At 61.1% G+C, this 25,036-nt stretch carries 20 protein-coding genes; 17 read left to right on the top strand and 3 right to left on the bottom strand.

Annotated features, from left to right (window positions below):
* Positions 1-47: 47 nt before the first annotated feature.
* The 3 genes from IP76_RS19920 to exoR all read left to right on the top strand — a co-directional run bounded on the left by IP76_RS19920 (position 48) and on the right by exoR (position 5,921).
* A complete protein-coding gene (locus tag IP76_RS19920) occupies positions 48-2,978 on the top strand; it encodes a valine--tRNA ligase (protein ID WP_054159977.1) in 2,931 nt (976 codons plus the stop codon).
* A gap of 438 nt (positions 2,979-3,416) precedes the next feature.
* Complete coding sequence (locus IP76_RS19915; RefSeq protein ID WP_054159976.1) at positions 3,417-4,574, top strand: OmpP1/FadL family transporter; 1,158 nt, start codon at positions 3,417-3,419, stop codon at positions 4,572-4,574.
* 603 nt (positions 4,575-5,177) lie between these two features.
* Complete coding sequence (exoR, locus tag IP76_RS19910) at positions 5,178-5,921, top strand: exopolysaccharide production regulator ExoR (RefSeq protein ID WP_054160033.1); 744 nt, start codon at positions 5,178-5,180, stop codon at positions 5,919-5,921.
* Between the two features lie 109 nt (positions 5,922-6,030).
* Here exoR and xth read toward each other — a convergent pair whose 3' ends face one another.
* Together xth and erpA are read right to left on the bottom strand one after the other, a co-directional pair.
* Entirely contained in the window at positions 6,031-6,816 is a 786-nt protein-coding gene (gene xth, locus IP76_RS19905; protein ID WP_054159975.1) for an exodeoxyribonuclease III, read from the bottom strand.
* A gap of 5 nt (positions 6,817-6,821) precedes the next feature.
* On the bottom strand, positions 6,822-7,154 hold the full coding sequence (gene erpA / locus IP76_RS19900) for an iron-sulfur cluster insertion protein ErpA (RefSeq protein WP_054160032.1): 333 nt from the start codon (positions 7,152-7,154) through the stop codon (positions 6,822-6,824).
* Positions 7,155-7,350: 196 nt separating this feature from the next.
* Between erpA and IP76_RS19895 the strand changes: the two genes are divergently transcribed.
* The 14 genes from IP76_RS19895 (at position 7,351) to IP76_RS19830 (ending at position 24,015) form a co-directional block, all read left to right on the top strand.
* The gene (locus IP76_RS19895) at positions 7,351-8,568 is read left to right on the top strand and encodes a deoxyguanosinetriphosphate triphosphohydrolase (RefSeq protein WP_054160031.1); all 1,218 of its coding nucleotides are present in this window, start codon (positions 7,351-7,353) and stop codon (positions 8,566-8,568) included.
* A 58-nt stretch (positions 8,569-8,626) separates the two neighbouring features.
* Positions 8,627-10,387: an arginine--tRNA ligase gene (gene argS, locus IP76_RS19890; protein ID WP_054160030.1), complete on the top strand. Its 1,761-nt coding sequence runs from the start codon at positions 8,627-8,629 to the stop codon at positions 10,385-10,387.
* A gap of 65 nt (positions 10,388-10,452) precedes the next feature.
* Complete coding sequence (locus IP76_RS19885; protein ID WP_082352636.1) at positions 10,453-13,581, top strand: SPOR domain-containing protein; 3,129 nt, start codon at positions 10,453-10,455, stop codon at positions 13,579-13,581.
* Between the two features lie 140 nt (positions 13,582-13,721).
* Positions 13,722-14,750, top strand: a complete 1,029-nt coding sequence (nagZ, locus tag IP76_RS19880) for a beta-N-acetylhexosaminidase (protein WP_054159973.1) — start codon at positions 13,722-13,724, stop codon at positions 14,748-14,750.
* Positions 14,751-14,821: 71 nt separating this feature from the next.
* Complete coding sequence (locus tag IP76_RS19875) at positions 14,822-15,619, top strand: ScpA family protein (protein ID WP_054160029.1); 798 nt, start codon at positions 14,822-14,824, stop codon at positions 15,617-15,619.
* A gap of 5 nt (positions 15,620-15,624) precedes the next feature.
* Positions 15,625-16,368, top strand: coding sequence for an SMC-Scp complex subunit ScpB (gene scpB, locus IP76_RS19870; protein ID WP_156318651.1), 744 nt, complete (start codon positions 15,625-15,627; stop codon positions 16,366-16,368).
* A gap of 100 nt (positions 16,369-16,468) precedes the next feature.
* Complete coding sequence (locus tag IP76_RS19865) at positions 16,469-17,590, top strand: ABC transporter ATP-binding protein (protein WP_054160027.1); 1,122 nt, start codon at positions 16,469-16,471, stop codon at positions 17,588-17,590.
* A 19-nt stretch (positions 17,591-17,609) separates the two neighbouring features.
* Positions 17,610-17,825 (top strand): twin-arginine translocase TatA/TatE family subunit, encoded by a 216-nt coding sequence (locus IP76_RS19860; RefSeq protein WP_054159972.1) that lies wholly within the window; start codon positions 17,610-17,612, stop codon positions 17,823-17,825.
* Positions 17,826-17,939: 114 nt separating this feature from the next.
* Positions 17,940-18,671: a Sec-independent protein translocase protein TatB gene (tatB, locus tag IP76_RS19855; RefSeq protein ID WP_082352634.1), complete on the top strand. Its 732-nt coding sequence runs from the start codon at positions 17,940-17,942 to the stop codon at positions 18,669-18,671.
* Positions 18,668-19,477 (top strand): twin-arginine translocase subunit TatC, encoded by an 810-nt coding sequence (tatC, locus tag IP76_RS19850; RefSeq protein ID WP_054159971.1) that lies wholly within the window; start codon positions 18,668-18,670, stop codon positions 19,475-19,477. Before tatB ends, tatC begins: the two co-directional genes overlap by 4 nt.
* 106 nt (positions 19,478-19,583) lie before the next feature.
* Positions 19,584-20,867, top strand: a complete 1,284-nt coding sequence (gene serS, locus IP76_RS19845) for a serine--tRNA ligase (RefSeq protein ID WP_054159970.1) — start codon at positions 19,584-19,586, stop codon at positions 20,865-20,867.
* Positions 20,868-20,898: 31 nt separating this feature from the next.
* Entirely contained in the window at positions 20,899-21,669 is a 771-nt protein-coding gene (gene surE, locus IP76_RS19840; protein WP_054159969.1) for a 5'/3'-nucleotidase SurE, read from the top strand.
* Complete coding sequence (locus IP76_RS19835) at positions 21,666-22,319, top strand: protein-L-isoaspartate(D-aspartate) O-methyltransferase (RefSeq protein WP_054159968.1); 654 nt, start codon at positions 21,666-21,668, stop codon at positions 22,317-22,319. The genes surE and IP76_RS19835 overlap by 4 nt, the downstream gene beginning before the upstream one ends.
* A 157-nt stretch (positions 22,320-22,476) precedes the next feature.
* Positions 22,477-24,015, top strand: coding sequence for a peptidoglycan DD-metalloendopeptidase family protein (locus tag IP76_RS19830; RefSeq protein ID WP_054159967.1), 1,539 nt, complete (start codon positions 22,477-22,479; stop codon positions 24,013-24,015).
* Between the two features lie 81 nt (positions 24,016-24,096).
* Here IP76_RS19830 and IP76_RS19825 read toward each other — a convergent pair whose 3' ends face one another.
* A complete protein-coding gene (locus tag IP76_RS19825; RefSeq protein ID WP_054159966.1) occupies positions 24,097-24,969 on the bottom strand; it encodes an ATP-binding protein in 873 nt (290 codons plus the stop codon).
* Positions 24,970-25,036: the final 67 nt, after the last annotated feature.

The following is a 25,036-nucleotide window of genomic DNA, read 5'->3' as shown; positions in this document are numbered from 1 at the left end:
GTCCTATTTACCAATCCCCATCCAGAACTCGAAAATCCGGTCGGAAAATGCTCGAAAAGACCTATGATTCAGCCGCTGTCGAACCCAAGATCGCGAAAGCATGGGAGGAGGCGGACGCCTTCCGCGCCGGCGCCAACGCGAAACCGGGCGAGGACACCTTCACCATCGTGATCCCGCCGCCGAACGTCACCGGGTCGCTGCACATGGGCCATGCGCTGAACAATACGTTGCAGGACATCATGGTCCGCTTCGAGCGCATGCGCGGCAAGGATGTGCTGTGGCAGCCGGGCATGGACCATGCCGGTATCGCCACCCAGATGGTTGTCGAGCGCAAGCTTGCCGAAAACGGAAAGAACATTACCCGCCGCGACATGGGCCGCGAGGCCTTTATCGACAAGGTCTGGGAGTGGAAGGAAGAATCGGGCGGCCTGATCTTCAACCAGTTGAAGCGCCTCGGCGCTTCCTGCGACTGGTCGCGCGAGCGCTTCACCATGGATGAAGGTCTGTCCAAGGCCGTGCTCGAAGTCTTCGTCACGCTCTATAAGGAAGGCCTGATCTATCGCGGCAAGCGACTGGTCAACTGGGACCCGAAGTTCGAAACCGCGATCTCCGACCTCGAAGTCGAGAACAAGGAAGTTGAAGGCCATATGTGGCACTTCAAATATCCGCTCGCCGGTGGCGAGACCTATACCTATGTCGAAAAGGACGAGGACGGCAACGTCACCTTCCAGGAGGAGCGCAACTACATCTCGATCGCCACTACGCGTCCCGAGACCATGCTCGGCGACGGTGCCGTTGCCGTTCATCCCTCTGACGAGCGTTACGCCGCGATCGTCGGCAAGCTCTGCGAAATCCCGGTTGGGCCGAAGGAACATCGCCGCCTGATCCCGATCATCACCGACGAATATCCGGATCCGAAATTCGGATCGGGCGCGGTCAAGATCACCGGTGCGCATGACTTCAACGACTACCAGGTCGCCCGCCGCAACAAGATCCCGCTTTATCGTCTGATGGACACCCAGGCGAAGATGCGCGCCGATGGCGAGGATTATGCCGTCTACGCCGCGCGTGCGCTGGAAATCGCCAAATCCGGCGAACTGCCGAACGAGGCGGAGGTCGACGACATCAATCTGGTTCCGGAAGAGTATCGCGGTCTCGACCGTTACGAGGCCCGCAAGCGGATCGTCGATGCAATCAATGCGGAAGGTCTCGCCGTCACCACCAAGGATGATGAAGGCAACGATGTGCCTTACGTCGAATCCAAGAGGATCATGCAGCCCTTCGGCGATCGCTCTGGCGTCGTCATCGAGCCGATGTTGACCGACCAGTGGTTTGCCGATGCCAAGACGCTGGCCGAGCCGGCGATTGCTTCCGTTCGCGAAGGCCGCACCAACTTCGTTCCGAAGAACTGGGAAAAGACCTACTTCGAGTGGATGGAAAACATCGAGCCCTGGTGCATTTCCCGCCAGCTCTGGTGGGGCCATCAGATCCCGGCCTGGTACGGTCCTGACGGCCAGGTCTTCGTCGAGAAGACCGAGGAAGAGGCGCTGCACGCCGCCATCCAGCACTACATTGCCCATGAAGGTCCGTGGAAAGCCTGGGTCGAGGAAAAGCTCGAAAACTTCAAGCCGGGCGAGATCCTGACCCGCGACGAGGACGTGCTCGACACCTGGTTCTCCTCGGCGCTCTGGCCCTTCTCGACGCTCGGCTGGCCGGACAACACGCCGGAACTGGCGAAGTACTACCAGACCGACGTTCTCGTCACCGGCTTCGACATCATCTTCTTCTGGGTCGCCCGCATGATGATGATGGGCCTGCACTTCATGAAGGACGAGGACGGCAATCCCGTCGAGCCCTTCCACACGGTCTATGTGCATGCGCTGGTTCGCGACAAGAACGGCCAGAAGATGTCAAAGTCGAAGGGAAATGTCATCGACCCGCTCGAGCTGATCGATGAATATGGCGCGGACGCCCTGCGTTTCACGCTGGCGATCATGGCGGCCCAGGGTCGCGACGTGAAGCTCGACCCAGCCCGCATCGCCGGCTACCGCAACTTCGGCACCAAGCTGTGGAATGCGACGCGCTTTGCCGAGATGAACGGCGTGAAGGCGGACGCGAAATTCCTGCCCGAAACGGCCTCGCTTGCCATCAACCGCTGGATCCTCACGGAACTTGCGCGGACGGAACGCGACGTGACCGAGGCGATTGAAAGCTATCGTTTCAATGATGCGGCCAGCAGCCTCTATCGCTTTGTCTGGAACCAGTTCTGTGACTGGTATCTCGAACTCTTGAAGCCCGTCTTCATGGGTGAGGATGAGGCGGCGAAGGCCGAAGCTCAGGCCTGCGCGGCCTATGTGCTGGAAGAGACCTACAAGCTCCTGCACCCTTTCATGCCCTTCATGACCGAAGAGCTCTGGGCGCATACGGCGGGTGAGGGCGTCTCGCGCGACACGCTGCTCTGCCATGCAGCCTGGCCCGCTCCGGAGTTTTCTGACGAAAGCTCGGCCGCCGATATCAATTGGCTGATTGATCTGGTGACAGGCATTCGCTCGGCTCGCTCCGAGATGAACGTGCCGCCGGGGGCGACAGCACCGCTCGTCATGGTCGGCGCCAACGGCGTGACCCAGGACCGGGTTATGCGTCACGATGCGGCAATCAAGCGGCTTGCTCGCGTGGAGACGATCACCCTTGCGGCCGAAGCGCCGAAGGGGGCAGCCCAGATCGTGATCGGTGAAGCGACGGCTTGCCTGCCGCTTGGCGCGCTGATCGATATCACTGCGGAGAAGGCTCGTATCGAAAAGGCGATCGGCAAGGTCGAGCAGGAGATGGGGCGCATCTCCGGCAAGCTTAGCAATGAGAAATTCGTCGCCAACGCCAATCCGGAAGTGGTTGCCGCCGAACGCGAGCGCCATCAGGAACTCGTGGTCCAGAAGGCGAGCCTTGAGACGGCGCTGCAGAGGGTTCTCGAAGCTCTTTGAGGCACGCCCCTCAAAAGGAATGGAATTCTAAACGCCGGGCTCTCTGAGTCCGGCGTTCTTCGTCAGAGAAACCCGCAATTCTGCCGGTCCTTATGCTGCGGTGCATATTGATTCAGCCCGATAAGCGGCTGGAATGACGATAAGATTGGCGTTTTCTGCAATTTACGGTGTTCATTCGCTGCCATTTTTACGAACAGTCTTACTGTGACTGTCGTGCCACAGAATTCCGGCGCAAGGGTAAGATGTTCTAGGATGCTGCAGTGTGCGGTGTGTTTTCGCAAATAATTTCCAACGCATGTCGTGAATGACGTGCGCGTCAAATACGTTACGTAAAAATTTCGATATCTGTTCTTGGCAACCGGGGCGATCACGCGATTGTCAATCTGTCGCACATGGTTACAATCGCAAATCACAGTTTTGCCGGAATTGGGGAGAGACATGGCGAACCATCTAATAAAGACCACGGCCATCGGCCTGATCGCAGCCAGCGCATTCGTGGGAGGCGCGCAGGCTGGCGGCTGGAACCGGGGTGAGGCGGATACCGATATCCTGTTTGAGGATGGCGACATTGTCGCGCGCGGTGGCTACACGTTCGTTATGCCGAAGCGTGGCTACGACACCATCGAAGGTGTTGCGGCAACGGATGACGATTTCTCGCAGAATTACAGCATTCCATCTTTCGCCGCGAAGGTGAAGGTGTCGGACAGGTTCGCTTGTGCCTTTACCTATACCCAGCCTTTCGGCGCGGATGCGGATTACGGTGCGGAAGCGCAGCTCGCAAGTCTGTTGAATGGCGGCGCGGGTGCCAGCCATAAGGACTTCATCACCAATGAATACGCCTCTACCTGCGCGGTGAATATGGATGCCGGCATGGGCAAGGCCTATCTGCTCGGTGGCGTGTTCCTGCAGGATTTCAAGTACACGGCCAACGGTCGCGCGGGTGACTTGAGGCTCGAAGATGATGCTGCATATGGATACCGTATCGGTGCAGCCTATACGATTCCAGAATATGCAATGCGGTTCCAGCTAATGTATCGTTCGAAGATCGATCACGATGCGGATGATGGCAGTTTTGACTGGAACCCTGCAGTGGCGCCACTTGGCCTTCAGGATGCCTTTGGTGCTGGCACCCTTCCTCAGTCGATCAAGCTGAGCGTACAAAGCGGTGTAGCGCCCGGCTGGCTTGTCTATGGTTCTGTCAAGTGGACGGACTGGAGCGTACTCGACTCGCTGAACTACAGCATTGGGAACCCCTTTGCCCCAGGCGGATACCTCCCGCAGGAAGACGTCTACAACTGGAAAGATGGCTGGACGGTTCAGGCAGGCGTTGGACATTCCTTCAATGAGAAGATCTCCGGCACCGTCAACCTGACCTGGGACAAGGGCGTCGACTCGGGCGCCGACATCTACACGGATACCTGGACTCTCGGCGCTGGTGTGTTGGCTAAGGTCGGTCCGGGCGAGTTGCGCGCTGGCGCTGGTGTCAGCTATCTGACAAGCGGTAGTCAGTCGGTTGCCAATGACGCCACCTTTGACGCCACCGCGGACGGCGACTGGGCGTATGCGGTCACCGCATCCTACAAGGTCTCTTTCTGAGGTCTTCCTAAGCCTCTCGATCTTGAAGAAGCCCGGCTCTGTCCGGGCTTCTTTTTTGCCCGATGTCCAATCCATTAGCTTTCGCAAATGTGACGATTCTGCAACATTGCTCGGATCCCTTGTGGGACGGCTCTGCGGGGCGTTGCTTTTGTCCATTTCCCGCCACAAAGGAAGAGCACCGGTTGGATGCGAGGAACGGAAGTTCCGTTTCAGATGTGTGCGGCGTATCGAGTTAGAAAAGAGCCTCAGGGCATGATTAGGGTGCTGAATCCAGTGTTTGCGGTCGCTGTCGGGGAGCGGTCGGCAAAGGTTTCAGGCAGGGGAATGACTTCGCGAAAGCCAGTCCCAGTATTGCCGGAAATCCAGTCTACTTTCATTCCCATGGTTAAAACAGGATTGAACAAGAGGCCGTTCGGCATCGGCGGTGTTGCGCAGCGTGAACGATTGTTTCACCCGTCGGCGTTTATCGTGACTTTGAGTGCGATGGCAGGTGCGGCCTCTGGTCATTTGAGGGCCGTGCTGCGAGCGCGGATGACGGAAACCAGGAAGACAATGCCGTTGGGTCATTGGAAGAATTCTGCAGTCATTTGGGCCACCGCAGCCATGCTGCTGGCCGCGCCCGTCGCTGCACGTGCATTCGACCTGAATGCAGGTGTCAACAGCCAGTCCGGCCCCTTCGATCTCTTCAAGTTCGGCTTCAACGCCTACAAGAATGGCCAGAAGGAAGATGCCGTCGAGGCCTATCGCTACGCCGCTGAAAAGGGCCATACCGGCTCCCGCTGGGCGCTGGCGAACATGTACGAGGCTGGCGACGGCGTCGTGGAGAATGACTTCGAGGCCTTCAAGATCTATGCCCAGATCGCCAATCAGGGCGTCGAGCCCGGTTCGGCCGACACAGGCTTCTTCGTCAACGCCCTTCTGTCCTTGGCGCGCTACTATCGCAACGGTATTCCGGACACGCCGGTGAAGGCAGATCTCGCCCAGGCCCGCCAGATCTATTTCCAGGTTGCATCGACCTTTGGCGTGCCGGAAGCCCAGTTTCAGCTGGCGCGGATGATCCTTGCCGGTGAGGGTGGCAGCACCAACGTCCAGCAGGCAAAGAAGTGGCTCAATCTGGCGCGCAAAAGTGGGCATGCCGGTGCGATGTCGATCTTCGGCAATGTGCTCTTTGAAGAGGGGCAGACCGTTCGCGGCCTGGCCTTCCTGACAGCAGCCCTCAGTCACTGCCATGCTGCGGATTGTCCCTGGATGCAGGACCTCCAGGAGCAGGCTTTCTCGCTCGCCAATGAAGAAGACAGGCGGGTCGCAGTGCTTCTGGCCCCGCAGGTTTATAACGACGCCGAATGATCGGCAGATTATCTTGACAATGAAAAGGGGACGGATTGAATCCGTCCCCTTTGCGTTTTGGGACCGTCATTGAGATGCCGGCCATGACGGAGCGGCTGAGGGGCTTTTGTCAGAAGCCGAAATAGCCCACGACAGGGACGTGGTCCGACGGCTTTTCCCAGGCTCGGACATGCTTTTCGATGGTCGCCGAACGCAGCCGGTCGGAGGCTTCGGGCGATAGCATCAGATGGTCGATGCGGATGCCATTGTTCTTCTGCCAGGCGCCGGCCTGATAATCCCAGAAGGAAAAGAGCGGTGCTTCATCGCTTGTGGCGCGCACCGCATCGACGAAGCCGAGGTTTTCCAGCCTCCGGAAGGCGGCCCGTGTCTGTGGCAGGAAGAGCGCGTCGGTGACCCACTGGCTAGGGTCCTTCGCATCATGCGGTTCCGGGATGACATTGTAGTCGCCAGCGAGGATCAGCGGCTCTTCAAGGGCCATGCGGTCACGCGCAAAGGCTTCGAGCCGCGCCATCCAGGCGAGCTTATAGGGGTATTTGACCGGGTCGTCAGACGGATTGCCGTTTGGCAGGTAGAGCGAGCAAACTCTAAGGGCGCCACCCTCGACGGAAAACACGCCTTCGATGAAGCGGGCCTGCTCGTCGGTATCGTCACCCGGCAGGCCGCGATTGACCTCGTCCGGCTTCATCTTGGAGAGAAGTGCGACGCCATTGAACCCCTTCTGGCCGTGGGTTTCGACATGATAGCCAAGCGCCTCGATCTCAAGGCGCGGAAAACCTTCATCGACCGACTTGATCTCCTGCAGGCAGGCGATGTCGGGGCTCGAATCCTTTAGCCACTGACACAGGTTCTCGATGCGCGCCTTGACGCCGTTGATGTTCCAGGTGGCTATTTTCATGACACTCACACGGAGAAGCTGGTGCCGCAGCCGCAGCTCGCCACCGCATTGGGATTCTTTATCTGGAACGATTGGCCGAGAAGGTTGTCGACAAAGTCGATCTCGGAGCCTGCCATGTAGACGATCGACATCGGGTCGATCAGCACGGTGGCGCCGTCGCGGGAAATAACGATGTCGTCCGACTGCGGTTCGCGGTCCAGGTCGAATTTGTAGGAAAAGCCGGAACAGCCGCCGCCTTCAACCGAGACCCGGAGGCTCGATTTGTCTGTCTCGGCGGCGACGACAGCTGCGATTCGCTTGGCTGCGGCTTCGGAAAGGGTCACGGTTTCGGTGCTCATTCTGCCTCCTGCCGGATTCAAGGTCCGGTGAAAACTGTCATTATCGGCGAAAATCATTGATTTGTCATAGAATACAGCGATTTTCGTCGAGGTCATGGGTGCCGAAGATGGTTCGGGACCCGCATCGCCTTGCGGCTTCGTTCGCTATAGGTATGAAGGCATGGAAGTTGCGTCAATGGGGAGCGACCGCACGCGCATGACGATTGATAAATCAGCCCTTGGATTCGGCAGTGGCGAACGGGCGATCTACGCCACCAATCCGTGGGCCTCTCGCGGTCGCCTCTTTGCAGAGGGCGGCAGCCTGACCCGCTCCGATTTCCAGCGCGACCGTGACCGCATTGTGCACACCACGGCCTTTCGCCGGCTCAAACACAAGACACAGGTGTTCATCGGTCCCGATGGTGATCACTACCGCACGCGGCTCACCCATACGATCGAAGTGGCGCAGATCGCCCGTGCGCTGGCGCGTGCCCTGAAGCTCGACGAGGATCTGGCGGAAGGCGTGGCACTGGTCCATGATTTCGGCCATACCCCCTTCGGTCACACCGGCGAGGACGCCTTGCACGAAGTGCTCGAGCCCTTTGGCGGCTTCGACCACAATGCCCAATCGTTGCGGATCGTCACCAAGCTTGAGCGGCGCTATGCCGATTTCGACGGATTGAACCTTACCTGGGAAGCGCTCGAAGGACTGGTGAAGCACAATGGTCCGCTCTTGACCAAAGACGGGCAGGGCACGCGCGGCCCGGTTCCGCAGCCGATCCTCGACTATTGCGAGATCCACGATCTGGAGCTTTCGAGCTTTGCCGGTCTTGAAGCCCAGGTCGCGGCCATCGCCGATGACATCGCCTACAACACCCATGACATCGACGACGGTCTGCGCTCCGGCTATCTCACCTTCGATATGCTGGAGGACGTGCCCTTCCTTGCCGGGCTGATGAAGGAGGTGCGCGACCGCTATCCGCATCTCGACCCGGATCGCTTCACCCATGAGATCATGCGCCGGCAGATTACCCGGATGGTCGAGGATGTGATCGGCGTGGCACAGGAGCGGCTGAAGCTGGTGGATCCGCAAAGCGCAAAGGATATCCGGGCGGCCCCGATGACGATTGCGACCTTTTCCGACACGATGGCCGAGACGGACAGGCAGATCAAGAAACTCCTGTTCAGCCGCATCTACCGGCATCCCGACATCATGCGCATCCGGGCGGCCGCAGCCCAGATCGTCACGGATCTGTTCAATGCCTACATGGCCGATCCAAAGCTGATGAAGAGCCACTTCTGGGTCAACCATATTTCCGGCCTGAACGACGGCCAGAAGGCGCGCCATGTCGGAGATTACCTTGCCGGCATGACCGACACCTATGCGGAGCGCACGCACCGGGAGCTGTTTGACCGGACTCCCGATTTGCGATAGTCAGCCGACAAATTCTGAAGAAACGCAGGTGCTCGACACCTGCGCGCAGGGGCACGACATGAACCTTTTCGCCGATTTCGAAATCCGGATCAAAGCAGCGCTCGATGAGATCGACGCCGTGCGCGAGAAGCGCGACAGCCTTGATTTCAGCCGTATCGTCGTCGAGCCGCCGCGTGATGCGAGCCATGGTGATGCTGCGACCAATGCGGCCATGGTTCTCGCCAAGGGCATGGGCATGAACCCGCGCGCCCTGGCCGATCTCATCGGTGAACAGCTGAAGCGGGATCCCGATGTGGCCGAGGTCGGCGTTGCTGGCCCGGGTTTCATCAACATCCGACTCTCAGTCGATTACTGGCAGCGTTTGCTGGCGACCGTCATCCGGGAAGGCACCGATTACGGCCGCTCGTCGGTCGGAAACGGGCGCAAGGTCAATGTCGAATATGTATCGGCCAACCCGACCGGCCCGATGCATGTCGGTCATTGCCGTGGCGCCGTCGTTGGCGACACACTTGCCAACCTGCTCGCTTTTGCCGGTTATGACGTAACCAAGGAATATTATACCAACGACGCCGGCTCGCAGATCGATGTGCTGGCGCGCTCGGTCTTCCTGCGTTACCGCGAGGCGCTCGGCGAGACCATCGGCGAAATCCCGGCCGGCCTCTATCCGGGCGACTATCTGGTGCCCGTCGGACAGGCGCTTGCCGAAGAGTATGGCGTGAAGCTGCACAGCATGCCGGAAGACGAGATGCTCGCAATCGTCAAGGAGCGGGCCATCGCGGCGATGATGGCGATGATCCGCGACGATCTTGCCACCTTGAACGTGCATCATGACGTGTTCTTCTCGGAACGCACGCTGCATGCCAACAATGCCGCCAAGATCCGCACGGCAATCAACGACCTGACCTTCAAGGGCCATGTCTATCGTGGGACCCTGCCGCCGCCGAAGGGGCAGCTGCCGGAGGACTGGGAAGATCGTGAGCAGACGCTGTTCCGCTCGACCGAAGTCGGTGATGACATCGACCGCCCGCTGATGAAGTCGGACGGCTCGTATACGTATTTTGCTGCCGACGTTGCCTACTTCAAGGACAAGTTCGATCGCGGTTTCAGCGAGATGATCTATGTGCTCGGCGCGGACCATGGCGGTTATGTGAAGCGGCTGGAGGCGGTGAACCGCGCTGTGTCGGAAGGCAAGTCGAAGCTCACCGTGCTGCTCTGCCAGCTGGTCAAGCTTTACCGCGATGGCGAACCGGTGAAGATGTCGAAGCGTTCCGGCGACTTCGTCACGCTGCGCGAGGTCGTGGAAGAAGTGGGACGGGATTCGGTGCGCTTCATGATGCTCTACCGGAAGAGCTCCGAGCCGCTTGATTTCGACTTTGCCAAGGTCACGGAACAGTCGAAGGACAATCCGGTCTTCTACGTTCAGTATGCCCATGCGCGCTGCATGTCGGTCATCCGTCAGGCGGGCGAAGCCTTCCCGGACCTCGATTTTGCCGGTCTCGATCTTGCCGACGCCGTCATCGGCCGCATCGCGGACCCGGCTGAGTTGCAACTCGTCGCCAAGCTCGCCGAATATCCAAGGATAGTCGAGGCTGCAGCGCAGTCACAGGAGCCACATCGCCTCGCATTTTATTTGCATGATCTCGCAAGTTCGTTGCATGGTCATTGGAATAAGGGCAAGGATTCGCCGGAATTACGTTTTGTTAACGATAAAGATAGAGAATTGACCATCGCCAGGCTTGGGCTGGTGCATGCTGTCGCTTCGGTGTTGAAGTCTGGACTTACGATCACCGGCACTGACGCTCCTCTCGAGATGCGATAGTCTTGTCACCAATTCCCCACATTGCACTGGCAAGCGTCATGTCGCGTGAGTAAGTGGAATAGGTAATGGTACACAAGCAGGCTGCAAACAGCATGGGCTCGCAGGGCGACGGCTTCGCCGACGACGACCCGTTGGCGGAGCTTGCCCGGATCGTCGGTTTCGATCAGCCTCAGCGACGCGAGCCGCCGCGCGAGCCTTCATTGGATGTTGCGTCAGGCAGTGCCGAGTTCAACCTGGAAGACGAGTTGATGGGCGAGTTCGACGGCTACGTCGAACCTGTTGCTCGTTCTTACAGCGAAGATACATTCGTCGCTGCGTCTGAACCGGTAGTCCGTCATGCGGATGCGCCGGCGTGGCAGGCCGACGTGCGGCGCGAGGAGCCCCGGTTTGCATCCGAGGCCCAGGCAGCGCCTGAGCCCCTTTTTGATGCCGCACCCGCTGAAGCATACTTTGCTCCCGAGCCGCATCAGATGGTGGCAGCGCCCGCTTTCGATGTCGAGCCGACGGGCTATGCTGCGCCAGATGCCTCCTATTCTGTCCGCCGTGATGCCTATGACGCGCCGCAGGTCGAGGCGCAGCCGACGCATTACCGCTCGCATGCCGAGCTGGCACCTGTCGCGCATGCTTCTCAGCGGAGCGATTTTAGCGCGGCTGCACCAGACTATGGTCACTCGGATCCCTATGGATTTGATGCTGACTTCGAGCCTTCCAGCTATGCTGTTTCGCCAGCCAATGAGCCATCTCAGCCCATCGATCTTGCTGATGAGCTTGAAATGGCGGTGTCGGAACCCTTTGCCCCTGTTGCTGCACCGCAGGCAGAGCCACCAAGGCTGCGCTTGCCCTTGGCCAATTTCCAGGTGGCCGCCCGGCGTGTGGAACCCCCTTTGGCGACGCCACCTGCGGCCCAGCCCCCGGCTGCACCATCGTCCGCTTTGCCCCTCTCCGTAGATGCTCCGCTTGTGCAGCCGGTGGTGTCGCAGGTCGACGTCAAGGTCGATCCGCTTGCCTTCGACTGGTCGCAGGTCGCGGCAGGTCCCGTCGAGCCCGTGCCGAGGATTGCCCCGGAGCGACCAGTCCAGGCTTCCATCGAGCCGCCCATGGCGCTCGCTGCTCCGAGCCGCAACGAGATCCCGGTCGAAAACGACCCGGTCTTCTCTTTCGACTTCGCTCAGCAACTGGCAGAAGCCGAAGAGTTCGATCAGCGACCTGTGGCAACGATCGCACCGTCGAGGGCTGAGCCTTTGGTGGCGGCACCGTCGGCCACCTTTGCTTCGCTGGATGTTGATCCCTTCGTCGATCAGGAGTTCGAGCTCCAGCTTGACGAACTGGATATTGACCTTTCCGACATTGAGCCGGTCGCCGCTCGGCCCGTGCAGCCAATGCTGGCGGCACCGCAGATCCTGTCGGCCCCTGCGCTCGAAGCCCCGCGCACGGTTCACCCGTCGGATACACGAACCTCCTCTATCGCGCCGACGCTGGCGACGGCCACCATGCAGGCATCTGCACGCTTGGACCCTGACTTCACGGCCATGCGTGTCCAGCCGGTTCAGCCGACTGTTCCGCAGCCGGTGCAGGCGTCTTTCGCCCCGGTGGCATCTGTCTCGGTCTCGCCAAGAGGCCTGAACCTTGAGCAGGACATCGGCTTCGATCCGGCTGAGATCGCCGAGCAGGACGATATGCTCGAGACGATCGCGCCCATGGATGTGCCGGAGGTGCCTGTTGCCGAAAGCCAGCCTCAGGTCGCTGCTACCAGTGATTTCGACCTTGATCTCGATGCTGAACTTGCAACCCTCCTCGATGAGCCGGTCGCAGCGCCGCCGCAACAGCCTGTCGCCCTGGGTGTAACATCACCCGTTCAGGCCGCCGATGCTGGACGCACGGCCGGTCCGCTGGATGAGTTCGAAGCTTTCGAAAAGGCACTGGAAGAGGATTTCCGCACCGCCATGACGCCGGCGACGCCGGTTGAGCGGCCCAATCGCGGCCATATCCAGATCGCCGGACACGGGCAGGGCAGCTATCGCAAGATCAAGCCCTACCTGATGGCCGGCACGGCCGCAGTATTGCTGCTGGCGGGCGCTGGTGGGATCTATGCCTGGCTTGGAAGCGGGGCGGTGGGCTCACTGGGCGGTGGCGAACCGGTGGTGATTGCCGCCGACAAGACGCCGACGAAGATCGTCCCGGAAGATCCGGGCGGCAAGACCGTGCCCAATCAGGACAAGGCGGTTTATGATCGCGTTGCCGGTAATGGCAGTGATGATCCGACGCAGCCAAACCTGATCTCCTCTGAAGAACAGCCGATGGACGTGGTTCAGCGCACGTTGATCCCGGAAAACTTGCCGATGGAAGGCGAGAACGATTTCCTTGGCACGCCGGTTGGCGAGACGGAAGATCCGCGCCTGCTCCCGGAAGGCCAGCAGGCCCAGACGGCGGCGGCCGAAGATCCGGCAACGATCACCCCGCGCCGGGTGCGCACGATGATCGTCCGACCGGATGGAACGCTGGTGGCGCAGGAAGTCCCAGCAGAGCCTGAGGCGTCGCCGCTCCAGGCCGCCACGAAGACCGGCGTTCTTGCCGCGCCGTCGGTTGCGAACGAAAACACCGGCAATGACATCAACACGGTCGCAGCCCGTTCGGTGACGCCGACAGCTGAGACACCGGCACCCTCGGAAACGGCACAGGCGTCTCCGGCGGCGAGTGCTGCAGCACAACTGGCCGCAGCGACGGAAGCTCAGGCCCAAGCCCAAGCCCAGGCGCAGACGGAAACGGCCGCCGCGACGCCGACGGCTTCCTCCGCCATTCCAACGAGCCGCCCGGCCGAACAGCCGGTCAACATCGTCGGGACGGTCACGGATCAAGGCAATCTGCGTCCGGCTCAGCCCGTGACCGCACAGGATACGGTGCCAACGCAGACGGCGGCTGTCTCAGCCTCGCCGGCTGAGACCGGTGCTGCCGGCAGCTATGGCATCCAGATCGCATCTCTGCCCAGCCAGGCTGATGCGGAGCGCAGCTACCGCAATCTGACGTCGCGTTTCGGCAATATCCTCGGCGGCAAGCCGCATGAGATCCGCGAGGCGGCCATTCCGGGCAAGGGCACCTACTACCGCGTCCGTATTCTCGCTTCGTCGCGTGATGCAGCCGTGGCGCTCTGCGAGCAATATCGTTCGGCCGGTGGCTCCTGCCTCGTGTCGCGGTGATTGCAAACGCCAGTTACAGGCATTCGGGAGGCGGGCATCATGTCCCGCCTCTTTCTTTATCCACATCTTTTCTGTGTATGATTCGGCCCGCGTGCTTCGTGCCGCTTCGGCTTTCTTCGTCAGCCCCTTAAGGTTTCTCCATGACCGCATCGCATCGTCCCGCCAAAGCCATGATCCTCGGTTGCCTCGGCCAGCGCTTGTCAGCTGACGAAAAGGCATTTTATCGCGATGAACAGCCTTGGGGCTTCATCCTTTTCGGCCGCAATATCTGCGAGGCGGAGCAGGTGAAGGATCTTGTGGCGGAGATGCGCGACACCGTCGGCGGCGGCGCCCATGTTCCGGTGCTCATCGACCAGGAAGGGGGGCGCGTCCAGCGCATCCGCGAGCCGATCGCGCCGCGTTATCCCTCGGGCGCTCAAATTGGCGCTCTCTATGCGGCAGACCGCGAGAAGGGGCTGCGTGCCGCCTGGCTCCTGTCGCGCCTGCATGCCTTCGACCTCTACCGCCTTGGCATCAACGTCGATTGCCTGCCCGTGCTCGACGTGCCGATTGCCGGTGCCAGCAATGTCATCGGCGACCGCGCCTATTCCAACGATCCGCATGTGGTGGCGGCGATCGGTCGGGCGGCCGCAGATGGCCTGAAGGCGGGTGGTGTGCTGCCCGTAATGAAGCACATTCCGGGCCATGGTCGCGGCATGGCCGACAGCCATCACGATTTGCCGGTGGTCACCGTCCCGCGCTCTGAGCTGGAGGCGCATGATTTTGTGCCTTTCCGCGCCTTGTCGAGCGAGCTCATGGGCATGAGCTGCCATGTCGTCTATACTGACATCGACCCTGATCACCCGGCGTCGACCTCGCGCATCGTGACCGAGGAGATCATTCGCACGGCGATCGGCTTCGAGGGGCTGTTGATGTCGGACGATATTTCAATGAATGCCTTGAAGGGCACGATCGGCGAACGCGCGCAACGCATTGCGCCGGTGCTGGATGTCGTGCTCCATTGCCATGGTCACATGGACGAGATGAAGGCGGTCGCCGCCGCTGTTTCCGAACTGTCGGGCAAGGGGCGCAGCCGTGCGGATGCCGTCGAGCAAGCCTTTGCGACGCCTGACGATGCCGATGAAGCGGCTCTGCGGCATGAGTTCCAGTCATTGATGGCGGCCTCCTGATGGCACGCGGCCCGGTCCTTCCGACGATTGTCAACAGGCCGAGCAATGCCGAGGCGGTCACGCCGACGCCGATGGATAGCCTTTGGCAGGATGCGTCGAATGACCGAGCCGCGAGCGATCCGGCCCTTCTGATTGATGTGGCCGGCTTTGAGGGGCCGCTCGACCTGCTTCTGTATCTGGCGCGCAACCAGAAGGTCGATCTGTCCCGGATGTCCGTGCTGGCGCTGGTCGAGCAATATCTCGAATTCATCGAAAGTGCGCGGCGGATCCGGATCGAGCTTGCCGCTGACTATTTGGTCATGGCGGCCTGGCTTGCCTATCTCAAATCGCGTCTGCTGATCCCTCAGGCACCCAAGGACGACGGCCCCTCGGGCGAAGAACTGGCCGCCACCCTTGCCTTCCGCCTGCGCCGACTGGAAGCGATCCGTGAGGCGGCGACCCGGTTGATCAACCGCAACCGCCTTGGCCGCGATATTTTTGCCCGCGGCGCGCCCGAACATGTGCCGGTGCGCTCGGAAAGCGCCTACGAAGCCTCGCTTTACGACCTGCTCACCGCCTATGCTTCGCTTCGTCAGCGACAGGCCGTGATGCAGGTGACGATCGAACGCCGGCGGGTCTGGTCGCTCGCCGATGCCCGCGGCATCCTGACCAGGATGATCGGGGAGATCGGCGACTGGAACACGCTCGAACACTATCTTCTGCGCTATCTGCCGAGCGAGGAGGAGCGCGTCACCGCCATCGCCAGCGCTTTTGCAGCCTCGCTGGAACTGGTGCGCGAGGGGCGTCTGGAGATCCGTCAGGACGGTGCCTTCGAGCCGATATACATGCGCAGCGGGCCGAAGGCGGAAGCCCTCCGCTCCGTCGAGTGATGCCGATGGCCGAAGACGATACAAGGCCTGACGAAAACGACGACGAAGAGCCCGTGGTTGACGCCGAGGATCCGTCGACCCGCCCTGTTGATCCCCGGGTCGAGGAAGAGGCCTTGCGTATCGCCGAGGCCTTGGTCTTTGCCTCTGCCCAGCCGGTATCAACGCGGTTTATCGAGGAGCGCCTCCCGCGTGGCATCGATGCGCGAACCGTGCTTCTGCGTCTGAAAGACGATTATGCCCGCCGTGGCGTCAACCTCGTTCAGATCGAGGACAGTTGGGCCTTCCGGACCGCAGCAGATCTGTCCTTCGTGATCCGCAGCGACGAGACCGATATCAAGAAATTGTCGCGTGCTGCGCTCGAGGTCCTCGCCATCATCGCCTATCACCAGCCGGTGACGCGTGCCGAGATCGAGGATGTTCGTGGTGTCACCACCTCGAAAGGCACGCTCGATGTTCTGATGGAAGCCGGCTGGGTGCGCTTCCGCGGTCGCCGCCGCACGCCGGGCCGACCGGTCACGCTTGGCACGACGCGGGATTTTCTCGATCATTTTGGTCTGGAGGAGCTGCGTGACTTGCCCGGTCTCGAAGAGTTGAAGGGGGCAGGGCTCCTCTCTGGCCGCATCCCGGCAAATTTCAATATTCCTATGCCACAAGGCGAAGACGAGTTGGGAGACGACGAAGATCCGATCTCCCAGCTTGACCTCGAGGAACTCGGCCTCTTGACACCGGGCGGTGAAGCAGAGGAATAGGGTCAGCTTTTTTAAAATGGTAACCGGTGCGATCCCGGGTCGCCTGGCGGGCCGGTGGCCCGAGCAGCGACAAGGGATGGCTGCCCGCAACGACGACGGCATGGATCAGGCAATCACCTTGCACAAGGATGCTCAGCGAACGGCCGGCGTGACCTTTGCCGCACGGCTCACCTTCGACGACATTCACCATCACTACCAGGGTAAGGAAACGATCCGTGGTCTGTCGCTGACGGCCGAGCCCGGTGAGGTTCTGTGTCTGCTTGGGCCGTCGGGCTCCGGCAAAACGACGCTGCTCAGGATCGCTGCCGGCATCGAGGCGCAAGCCGCCGGTCGTGTCGTGATCAACGATCGCGAAGTCTCCGGACCTTCCGGTTTCCTGCCGCCGGAAAAGCGCGGCGTCGGTCTGATGTTTCAGGACTTCGCGCTCTTTCCGCATCTGAACGTGCTCGACAATGTCCGCTTCGGTCTGACAGCCATGGCCGGCAAGGCAGCGAGCGCCGAAGCGCTGGTGGCGCTCGACCGTGTGGGCTTGGCCCACTGCGCCGAAAAGTTCCCCCACGCCCTGTCCGGTGGCGAGCAGCAGCGCGTGGCGCTGGCGCGGGCGCTCGCTCCGCGTCCAAGTGTGCTTCTCATGGACGAACCCTTCTCTGGCCTCGATTCCCGCCTGAAGGACACGGTGCGCGCCGACACCCTCGCCATTCTCCGCGAGAGCCGTGCGACCGCTGTTGTCGTGACCCATGATGCGGAAGAAGCCATGCGCATGGCCGACCGGATCGCGCTGCTGAAGGACGGCCGCCTGGTTCAGGTCGGCACCTCGGACGATCTCTATCGTCGACCGAAGGACATTTTTGCTGCCGCCTTCTTCTCCGAGATCAACGAATTTTCAGCCCGCGTCTCTGGCGGTCGGGTCGAGACACCGCTGGGGTCCGCAGCCGGTGGCGCGCTCGCCGACGGCACGCAAGTCGATGTCGCCGTGCGCCTGTCGGATGTCTCCGTGCGCGAGAGTGGCGGCGCGATACCGGCCCGGATCATCTCGCGCCGGTTCGTCGGTGTGGTTGAGCTCTTGGATCTTGCCGTTCCTGGGACCGAACGGCCGGTTCGTGCGCGCATCCGGGCGGACATCTTGTCGCCGGGTATCCGCGAGGTCACGATTGCGGTTGAGCCCAAAGATATTTTGGTGTTTGAAAAGACGCAGGAAAACCCCTACATCGGGGTGAACTAACGCTCAAGGAGTTGCAGGCATGGGTTCGTTTAGCATTTGGCACTGGATCATCGTACTGGCGATCGTCCTGCTTCTCTTCGGTCGCGGGAAGATCCCGGAACTGATGGGTGATGTCGCCAAGGGCATCAAGAGCTTCAAGAAGGGCATCAGCGAGGACGACGACAAGGATGTGACGTCGACGGCTTCGACGGTTTCTCCGAAGACGGTCGACCACAAGGGCGACGAAATCAAGTAATTTGACCGGTGGTCATGGCACGGGCGGCCCCTCGGCTGCCCGTGTTTATATGGAAGTGTGGCAATGCCGGCGCCCGCAGGCGGCGCCCCGTCTCGGCATCAGGAGCCCGATGGAATGCTGGATATTGGCTGGACCGAGCTTTTGGTGATTGCGGTCATCCTGATCGTGGTAGTGGGTCCAAAGGACCTGCCGCCGATGATCCGGGCCTTCGGAAAGATGACGAAACGGCTGCGCCAGACGGCGGGTGAATTCCGGAGCCAGTTTGACGAAGCCCTGCGCGAGGCGGAACTCGACGACCTGAAAAAATCGGTCGACGACATCCGCTCGCTCAATCCGGCCAATAGCATTCGTGAAACCTTCAATCCGTTGCGTCAGATGGGGCAGGACATCAAGTCCGACCTCGAGCGCCAGACGCGCTACGAGCCGAAGGCGAGCGCTCCGTCGGGCACGCCGATCACGGCGGGCGAGGGGCACTTGGACGGGGCGAGCGTTCAGAACTCCATTCTGCCCGAATTGCCGGTTGGATTGGGTGAACCGCCCGCAGAACTGCGCCCCGCTGCATCGGTGCCAACACCCGCTGCTGCTACCACAGTGCCAACGGCCGCTGTTGCCGCTGCATCGCCCGCCAGTTCAGCACCGTCCAGCGTAGCGCCGGCTGTGGCGAAGAAGGCAGCCGCGAAAAAGCCGGCTGTCGCCAAAGCCAAACCCGCTCTGCCCGTAGCCGAAGCTGAAGCTGCGCCGAAGAAAACCCGGAAAGCCGCATCTTCTGCCGCACCGGCAGAGACAAAGTCTGTCGCGAAGCCGGCTGCAAAGCCGCGTAAGACCAAGAGTGAGGATCGCGCATGACGATCGACATCGAGGATAAGCCACAGCCGTTGATCGAGCATCTGATCGAACTGCGCACCCGGCTGATCTGGGCGCTGGGCGCTTTTTTCGTCGCCTTTCTGGTCTGCTTCTACTTCGCCAAGGCGCTGTTCAACATTCTCGTCATTCCCTATAAGTGGGCGGTGCTCTGGGCGGGGCTGGATCTCAGCAAGGCGGAACTGATCTACACGGCACCGCAGGAGTTCTTCTTTACCCAGGTGAAGGTTGCCGCCTTTGGCGCCATGGTTATCGCCTTTCCGGTGATTGCGGCGCAGGTCTACAAATTCGTTGCCCCCGGCCTCTACAAGAATGAACGAGCCGCCTTCCTGCCGTTCCTGATCGCCTCTCCCTTGCTTTTCCTGCTGGGCGCCTCGCTCGTCTATTTCTTCTTCACGCCGATGGTCATGTGGTTCTTCCTCGCCATGCAGCAGGCACCGGAAGAAGGCGGCGTAGCCATCTCGCTTCTGCCCAAGGTCTCGGAATATCTGAGCCTGATCATGACGCTGGTCTTCTCCTTCGGCCTCGTCTTCCAGTTGCCGGTGGTCACCACGCTTCTGGCCCGGGTCGGGATTCTGGAAAGCCAGTGGCTGGCCGAGAAGCGGAAATATTTCATCGTCGTCGCCTTCGTCGTTGCCGCCGTCCTGACACCGCCAGATCCGCTCTCCCAGATCGGTCTTGCGCTGCCGACAATCCTTCTCTACGAGGTGGCTATCTACGCGGCACGACTCGTGGAACGAAGCCGTGCAGGCACTGCAGTCGCTGAAGCGTCCGCAAGCGACGAGGAATAGCCGGACATCCGTCTATCCATCGCCACATCAACCCATGCCGACATGGGGCCGGACATGGCCGCCGGCCCTCTCCGATCCCGGTCGAGATCAAAGACCTGGAACGATCATGCTCGATATCAAGTGGATCCGCGACAATCCCGAAGCTCTCGACGCCGCTCTTGCCAAACGAGGCGCTGAGCCGCTTTCGGCATCCCTGATCGCGCTCGACCAGAAGCGCCGGACCGTTGCCCAGGCGATGCAGGACATGCAGTCGCGCCGCAACAGCGCCTCCAAGGAAATCGGCGCCGCCATGGCGCAACAGAACGTGGAGCTGGCCGAAAAGCTGAAGGCTGAAGTGGCCTCGCTGAAGGACACGCTGCCGGCTGCTGAAGAAGAAGAGCGCCAGCTCACCGCTGAACTCAACGACGCGCTGTCGCGCATCCCGAACATTCCCCATGACGACGTGCCGGTTGGCCGCGACGAGCACGACAATGTCGTCGCCCGCGTCACTGGTGACAAGCCGACCTGGAACCACAAGCCGCTTGAGCATTTCGAGATCGGCGAAGGCCTCGGCTACATGGATTTCGAACGCGCTGCCAAACTCTCCGGCTCGCGTTTCACGGTGCTGACCAGCCAGCTGGCGCGTCTCGAGCGCGCCATCGGCCAGTTCATGATCGACCTGCACACGTCAGAGCATGGCTACACGGAAGTGTCGTCGCCGCTTCTGGTGCGTGCCGAGGCGCTCTTCGGTACCGGCAACCTGCCGAAGTTTGAGGAAGACCTGTTCAAGACCACGGACAGCCGCTACCTCATCCCGACCGCCGAGGTGACGCTGACCAATCTCGTGGCTGGTGAAATTCTCGACCAGGAGAAGCTGCCGCTGCGTTTCACCGCGCTCACCCCGTCTTTCCGTTCGGAAGCGGGTTCGGCCGGCCGTGATACGCGCGGCATGCTGCGCCAGCACCAGTTCTGGAAGTGCGAACTCGTCTCGATCACCGACGCGGAAAGCTCGATTGCCGAGCACGAGCGGATGACGGCTTGCGCCGAGGAAGTGCTGAAGCGGCTCGGCCTGCATTTCCGCACAATGACGCTTTGCACAGGCGACATGGGCTTCGGCTCGCGCAAGACCTATGACCTTGAAGTGTGGCTGCCGGGGCAGAATACCTATCGCGAAATCTCGTCCTGCTCGGTCTGCGGTGATTTCCAGGCGCGCCGGATGAATGCTCGTTATCGCAACAAGGACGGCAAGGGCACGACCTTCGTGCACACGCTGAACGGCTCGGGCACGGCGGTTGGCCGCTGCCTGATCGCGGTCATGGAAAACTACTTGAACGAAGACGGCTCGATCACTGTGCCGGACGTGCTCCTGCCCTACATGGGCGGGATCAAGCGTATCGATAAGGCAGCCTGATCAAAGGGCAGACAAAGGGGAAACGGCGGCCATGCGTATTCTGCTGACCAATGACGACGGTATTCATGCGCCGGGTCTTGCCTCGCTGGAACGCATTGCCCGCAGTCTCTCGGACGATGTCTGGGTGGTGGCTCCCGAGACGGATCAGAGCGGGCTCGCCCATTCGTTGACGCTGTCGGAGCCGCTCAGGCTGCGCGAACTTGGCGATCAGCGTTTTGCGCTGCGCGGGACGCCGACCGATTGCGTCATCATGGCGATCCGTAAGGTTCTCGATCGCAAGCCTGATCTCGTACTCTCCGGGGTGAATGCTGGCGGCAACATTGCTGACGATGTCACCTATTCCGGTACTGTGGCGGGTGCCATTGAAGGTACGGTTCACGGCGTGCGGTCGATTGCGCTCAGCCAGGCCTATAGCTACGCAGCCGGTACGCCGATCCCTTTCCATACGGCCGAGGCTCTGGCGCCGGACCTGATCCGTAAGCTTTGCCAGCTGGATCTCCCGCCGGGTACCTTTCTCAACCTGAATTTCCCTAACTGCGAGCCAGCCGAAGTGCAGGGCGTTGATGTGACGGCGCAGGGCAAGCTGGATTTTGGTCTCAGCGTCGAGGAGCGGCACGATGGACGCGGACTGCCGTATTTCTGGCTGAAATTCGGCGACCGGAAGGGCAATTTCCGCGCGGGCACGGATATCCATGCGCTGCGGTCCAACAAGATTTCGGTGACGCCACTCAAGCTCGATATGACGGATTATGCCGTCCAGGATCTGGTTGCGGCTGCCATTGCCGGCGGAGACGATGCGTGAGATCGCAGCTTCTGGAGCGCGAAGGCTTTGCCGCCTTGGTCTTGAGATTGCGCGGCGAAGGTATCACCAATCTGGATCTGCTGACGGCTGTCGAACAGACGCCGCGCTCGACCTTCGTTGCGCCGGAATATTCCAGCAGCGCCTATTCCAGCCGCTCGGTGCCGATTGCCTGTGGCCAGTTCATCGAAGGCGCCGATCTGGCGGTTCGTCTCCTGTCGATGCTGCAGGTCAAGCCGGGGCATCGGGTACTTGAGATCGGCACAGGTAGCGGTTTCATGACGGCGGTGCTCGGACGTTTGGCTGAACGCGTGATCTCGATCGAACGCTATAAGACGCTGATCCAGGACGCCCAGAGGCGACTGGAGACGCTGGGCTTGCGCAATGTGATCCTTCGCCAGTTCGACGGGTCCCATGGGCTTCCGGGCGAGGGGACCTTTGACCGCATCATTGCAACGGCTGCCTATCCGGTCATGCCCCGCTTTTTTGCCGAACAGCTTGTGTCCGGCGGCATGTTGCTCGCGCCGCTGATGGTTGAGGAAAACCGCTGCGTCATGGTCCGACTGACCAAGACCGGCAGTCGTTTCGAGCGTGAGGACCTCTTTGACGTCCCATTCCTGCCGTTGCAGCCGAGGATTGCGCTTCAGCTCTGAGCCCATCCCCACTGCAGCGGCGAAAGATTGAGCGCAGATGGCGGAAAATGTCGCCAATGGCGAATTCCTTGCCAAGGATTCCGCAGGGTTAACTGACCAGTAACACTAACGCGGTTTAATGGACCCACTTCAAACTGTGTCACATGTGGGTCGAGTCATGCGTAAAAGTGTATCGCCAAAAGCAGCTTCGTCGGTCGCCCGTCTCTGTGGCGCCGTCCTTCTGGCGAGTACGGCAGCCGGTTGCAGTTCCGATGCCTCTCGTTTCAGTTCCGTCTTCTCGACCGATACCCTGACGACAGCCTCGATTCCGCGCCAGGCGCCCGTTCCGCAGCAGGATATTGGCGGTGGCGGCGGCTATGCGCAGCAGCCCGTAGCGCAGGCGGCCCCAGTTTCCGGCGGATACGAGCAGGCCTCGGCCCGCGCCGCCAGCACGCCGTCGTCGATCCAGCGCGGCGAACTCGCGCCCCCGCCGGGGACATCGGCGTCGACAGGGCCGCTGGGTTCGCGCGCAGAAGCCATGTCTCAGCCATTCCCGAGCACGCCTTCGAGCGCGTCGGCCAGCCAGAACGGCAATATGGCAATGGCAGCCCCGTCGCAGACGCTGCAGGAGCCTGCATCGACCGCGACAACGCCTGGCAACGGCAACTGGTCCAAGCAGAGTGCTGCCCGCGTGACCCTGCGTCCGGGTGAAACCATTGCGACCCTGGCCAACCGTTACGGCGTGCCGGAACGGGAAATCTTGAAGGCCAATGGCCTGACCATGGCCTCTGACGCCGCACCCGGGCAGCTCGTTCTGATCCCGTCCTCCGGCGGTAATGTCAATGCGGCCAGAGCCTCGGCGGATGCCAACAATCTGCCGATGAATGGCGGCAAGCAGAGATTGCCGGACGGCCAGCCGCAGAACCTGGGTGTGCTTCCGGGCACGTCTGGCAGCCGCGACAAGCAGCAGAATGCAACCGCTTCTGCCGCCGGCAAGGCGGCGGCCGGAGCCGGTTCGGGCTCTTACGAAGTCAAGCCTGGCGATTCCCTCATTCGCATCGCTCAGGCCCATGGCGTGAGCGTCGATGAACTGAAGCGGGCCAACAATCTGTCGACCGGCAATATCCGCATTGGCCAGTCGCTTGCGATCCCTGCCTCCGGCGCAAAGCCGACACAGGTTGCAAGCGCCACTCCTTCGGCTGATCCGGTGAAGACTGCCTCGGTACCGCAGAAGACTGCAGCCGCACAGCAGCCGGCCGCTCAGGCCGCACCTGCGGCGACCAAGTCTGTCACGGAAGTTGCCTCGGTGAAGTCGGATGATGTCTCGCCGGAAGGCACAGGCATCGGCAAGTATCGCTGGCCGGCGCGCGGCGCTGTCATCGCCAATTTTGGCGGCAATATCGATGGCAAGCGCAGCGACGGTATCGCGATCTCGGTGCCGAGCGGCACCCCGATCAAGGCTGCCGAAAACGGCGTCGTCATCTATGCCGGCAATGGCCTGAAGGAACTGGGCAACACGGTTCTGATCCGCCACGACGACGGCAAGGTGACGGTCTACGGCCATGCGGACAGCCTCTCGGTGCAGCGCGGCCAGAAGGTTCAGCGCGGCCAGACCATCGGTGCTTCCGGCATGACCGGCAACGTCAAGCGCCCGATGCTGCATTTTGAAGTCCGCAAGGACGCAGCACCGGTCAACCCAATCACTTATCTGGAATAGGTATTTCGTACCAGCTAAGTGAAAAAGCCCGGAACCTGCGTTCCGGGCTTTTTTGTTTTCAATAGTTTTGCGTGCCGGCGGCTAGGCCCTGTCCGTGCTGATCCGGTGGCGGCCGGCTGCATCCTGGATATATTGCCAGGCAACGCGCCCGGATCGGCCACCACGCGTGGTTGCCCATTCGAGCGCTTCGTGGTGCAGCTCTGCTTGGGTGAGTGGCAAGCCGAAATGCGCTGCATAGCCGTCGATCATCGTCAGATAGTCGTCCTGGCTGCATTTGTGGAAACCGAGCCACAGCCCGAAGCGATCCGAAAGCGATACCTTTTCCTCCACCGCTTCAGAGGGATTGATGGCGGTCGACTGCTCGTTCTCCATCATGTGGCGCGGCAGGAGGTGGCGGCGGTTTGATGTCGCGTAGAACAGCACATTGTCAGGCCGCCCCTCGATCCCGCCATCGAGGGCTGCCTTCAGTGATTTGTAGGCCGTATCGTCGTGGTCGAAGGAGAGATCGTCACAGAAGACCAGCACCCTGTGAGGCGCAGCCTTCAGGATGTCGAGCAAGGCGGGGAGGGTGGATGTGTCCTCGCGGTGGACTTCCACAAGCTTCAGCGCCAGACCGGTCTCCTTGCGGATATCGGCATGCACGGCCTTGACCAGGGAAGACTTACCCATGCCGCGCGCGCCCCAGAGAAGGACGTTGTTGGCCGGAAAACCCTCGGCAAAACGCAGGGTGTTGTCGTGCAGGATATCGCGGACATGGTCGACGCCGCGGATTAGCGATAGCGAGACCCTGTTCGGTTTGACAACCGGTTGGAGATGCTGGCGCGCCGGGTTCCAGACAAAACAGTCGGCGGCGTCCCAGTCGTTCTGACCCGGCGGCGGCCCCGCAACCCGTTCGAGCGCGTTGGCGAGACGTCTAACCTCTTCGAGCAATGCAGCAATCGTCTGATCGGTCATGGCCCTTCTCCTTCCGAACTGGCAGCATTCAACGCGTCTGAGCGGCGGTATCACGCGGAATTGACGT

The organism is Rhizobium sp. AAP43 (assembly GCF_001296045.1).
Classification (GTDB): Bacteria; Pseudomonadota; Alphaproteobacteria; order Rhizobiales; family Rhizobiaceae; genus Allorhizobium.
Note: the sequence above shows the minus strand (reverse complement) of the source record. Positions and strands in the feature narration are given on the sequence as shown.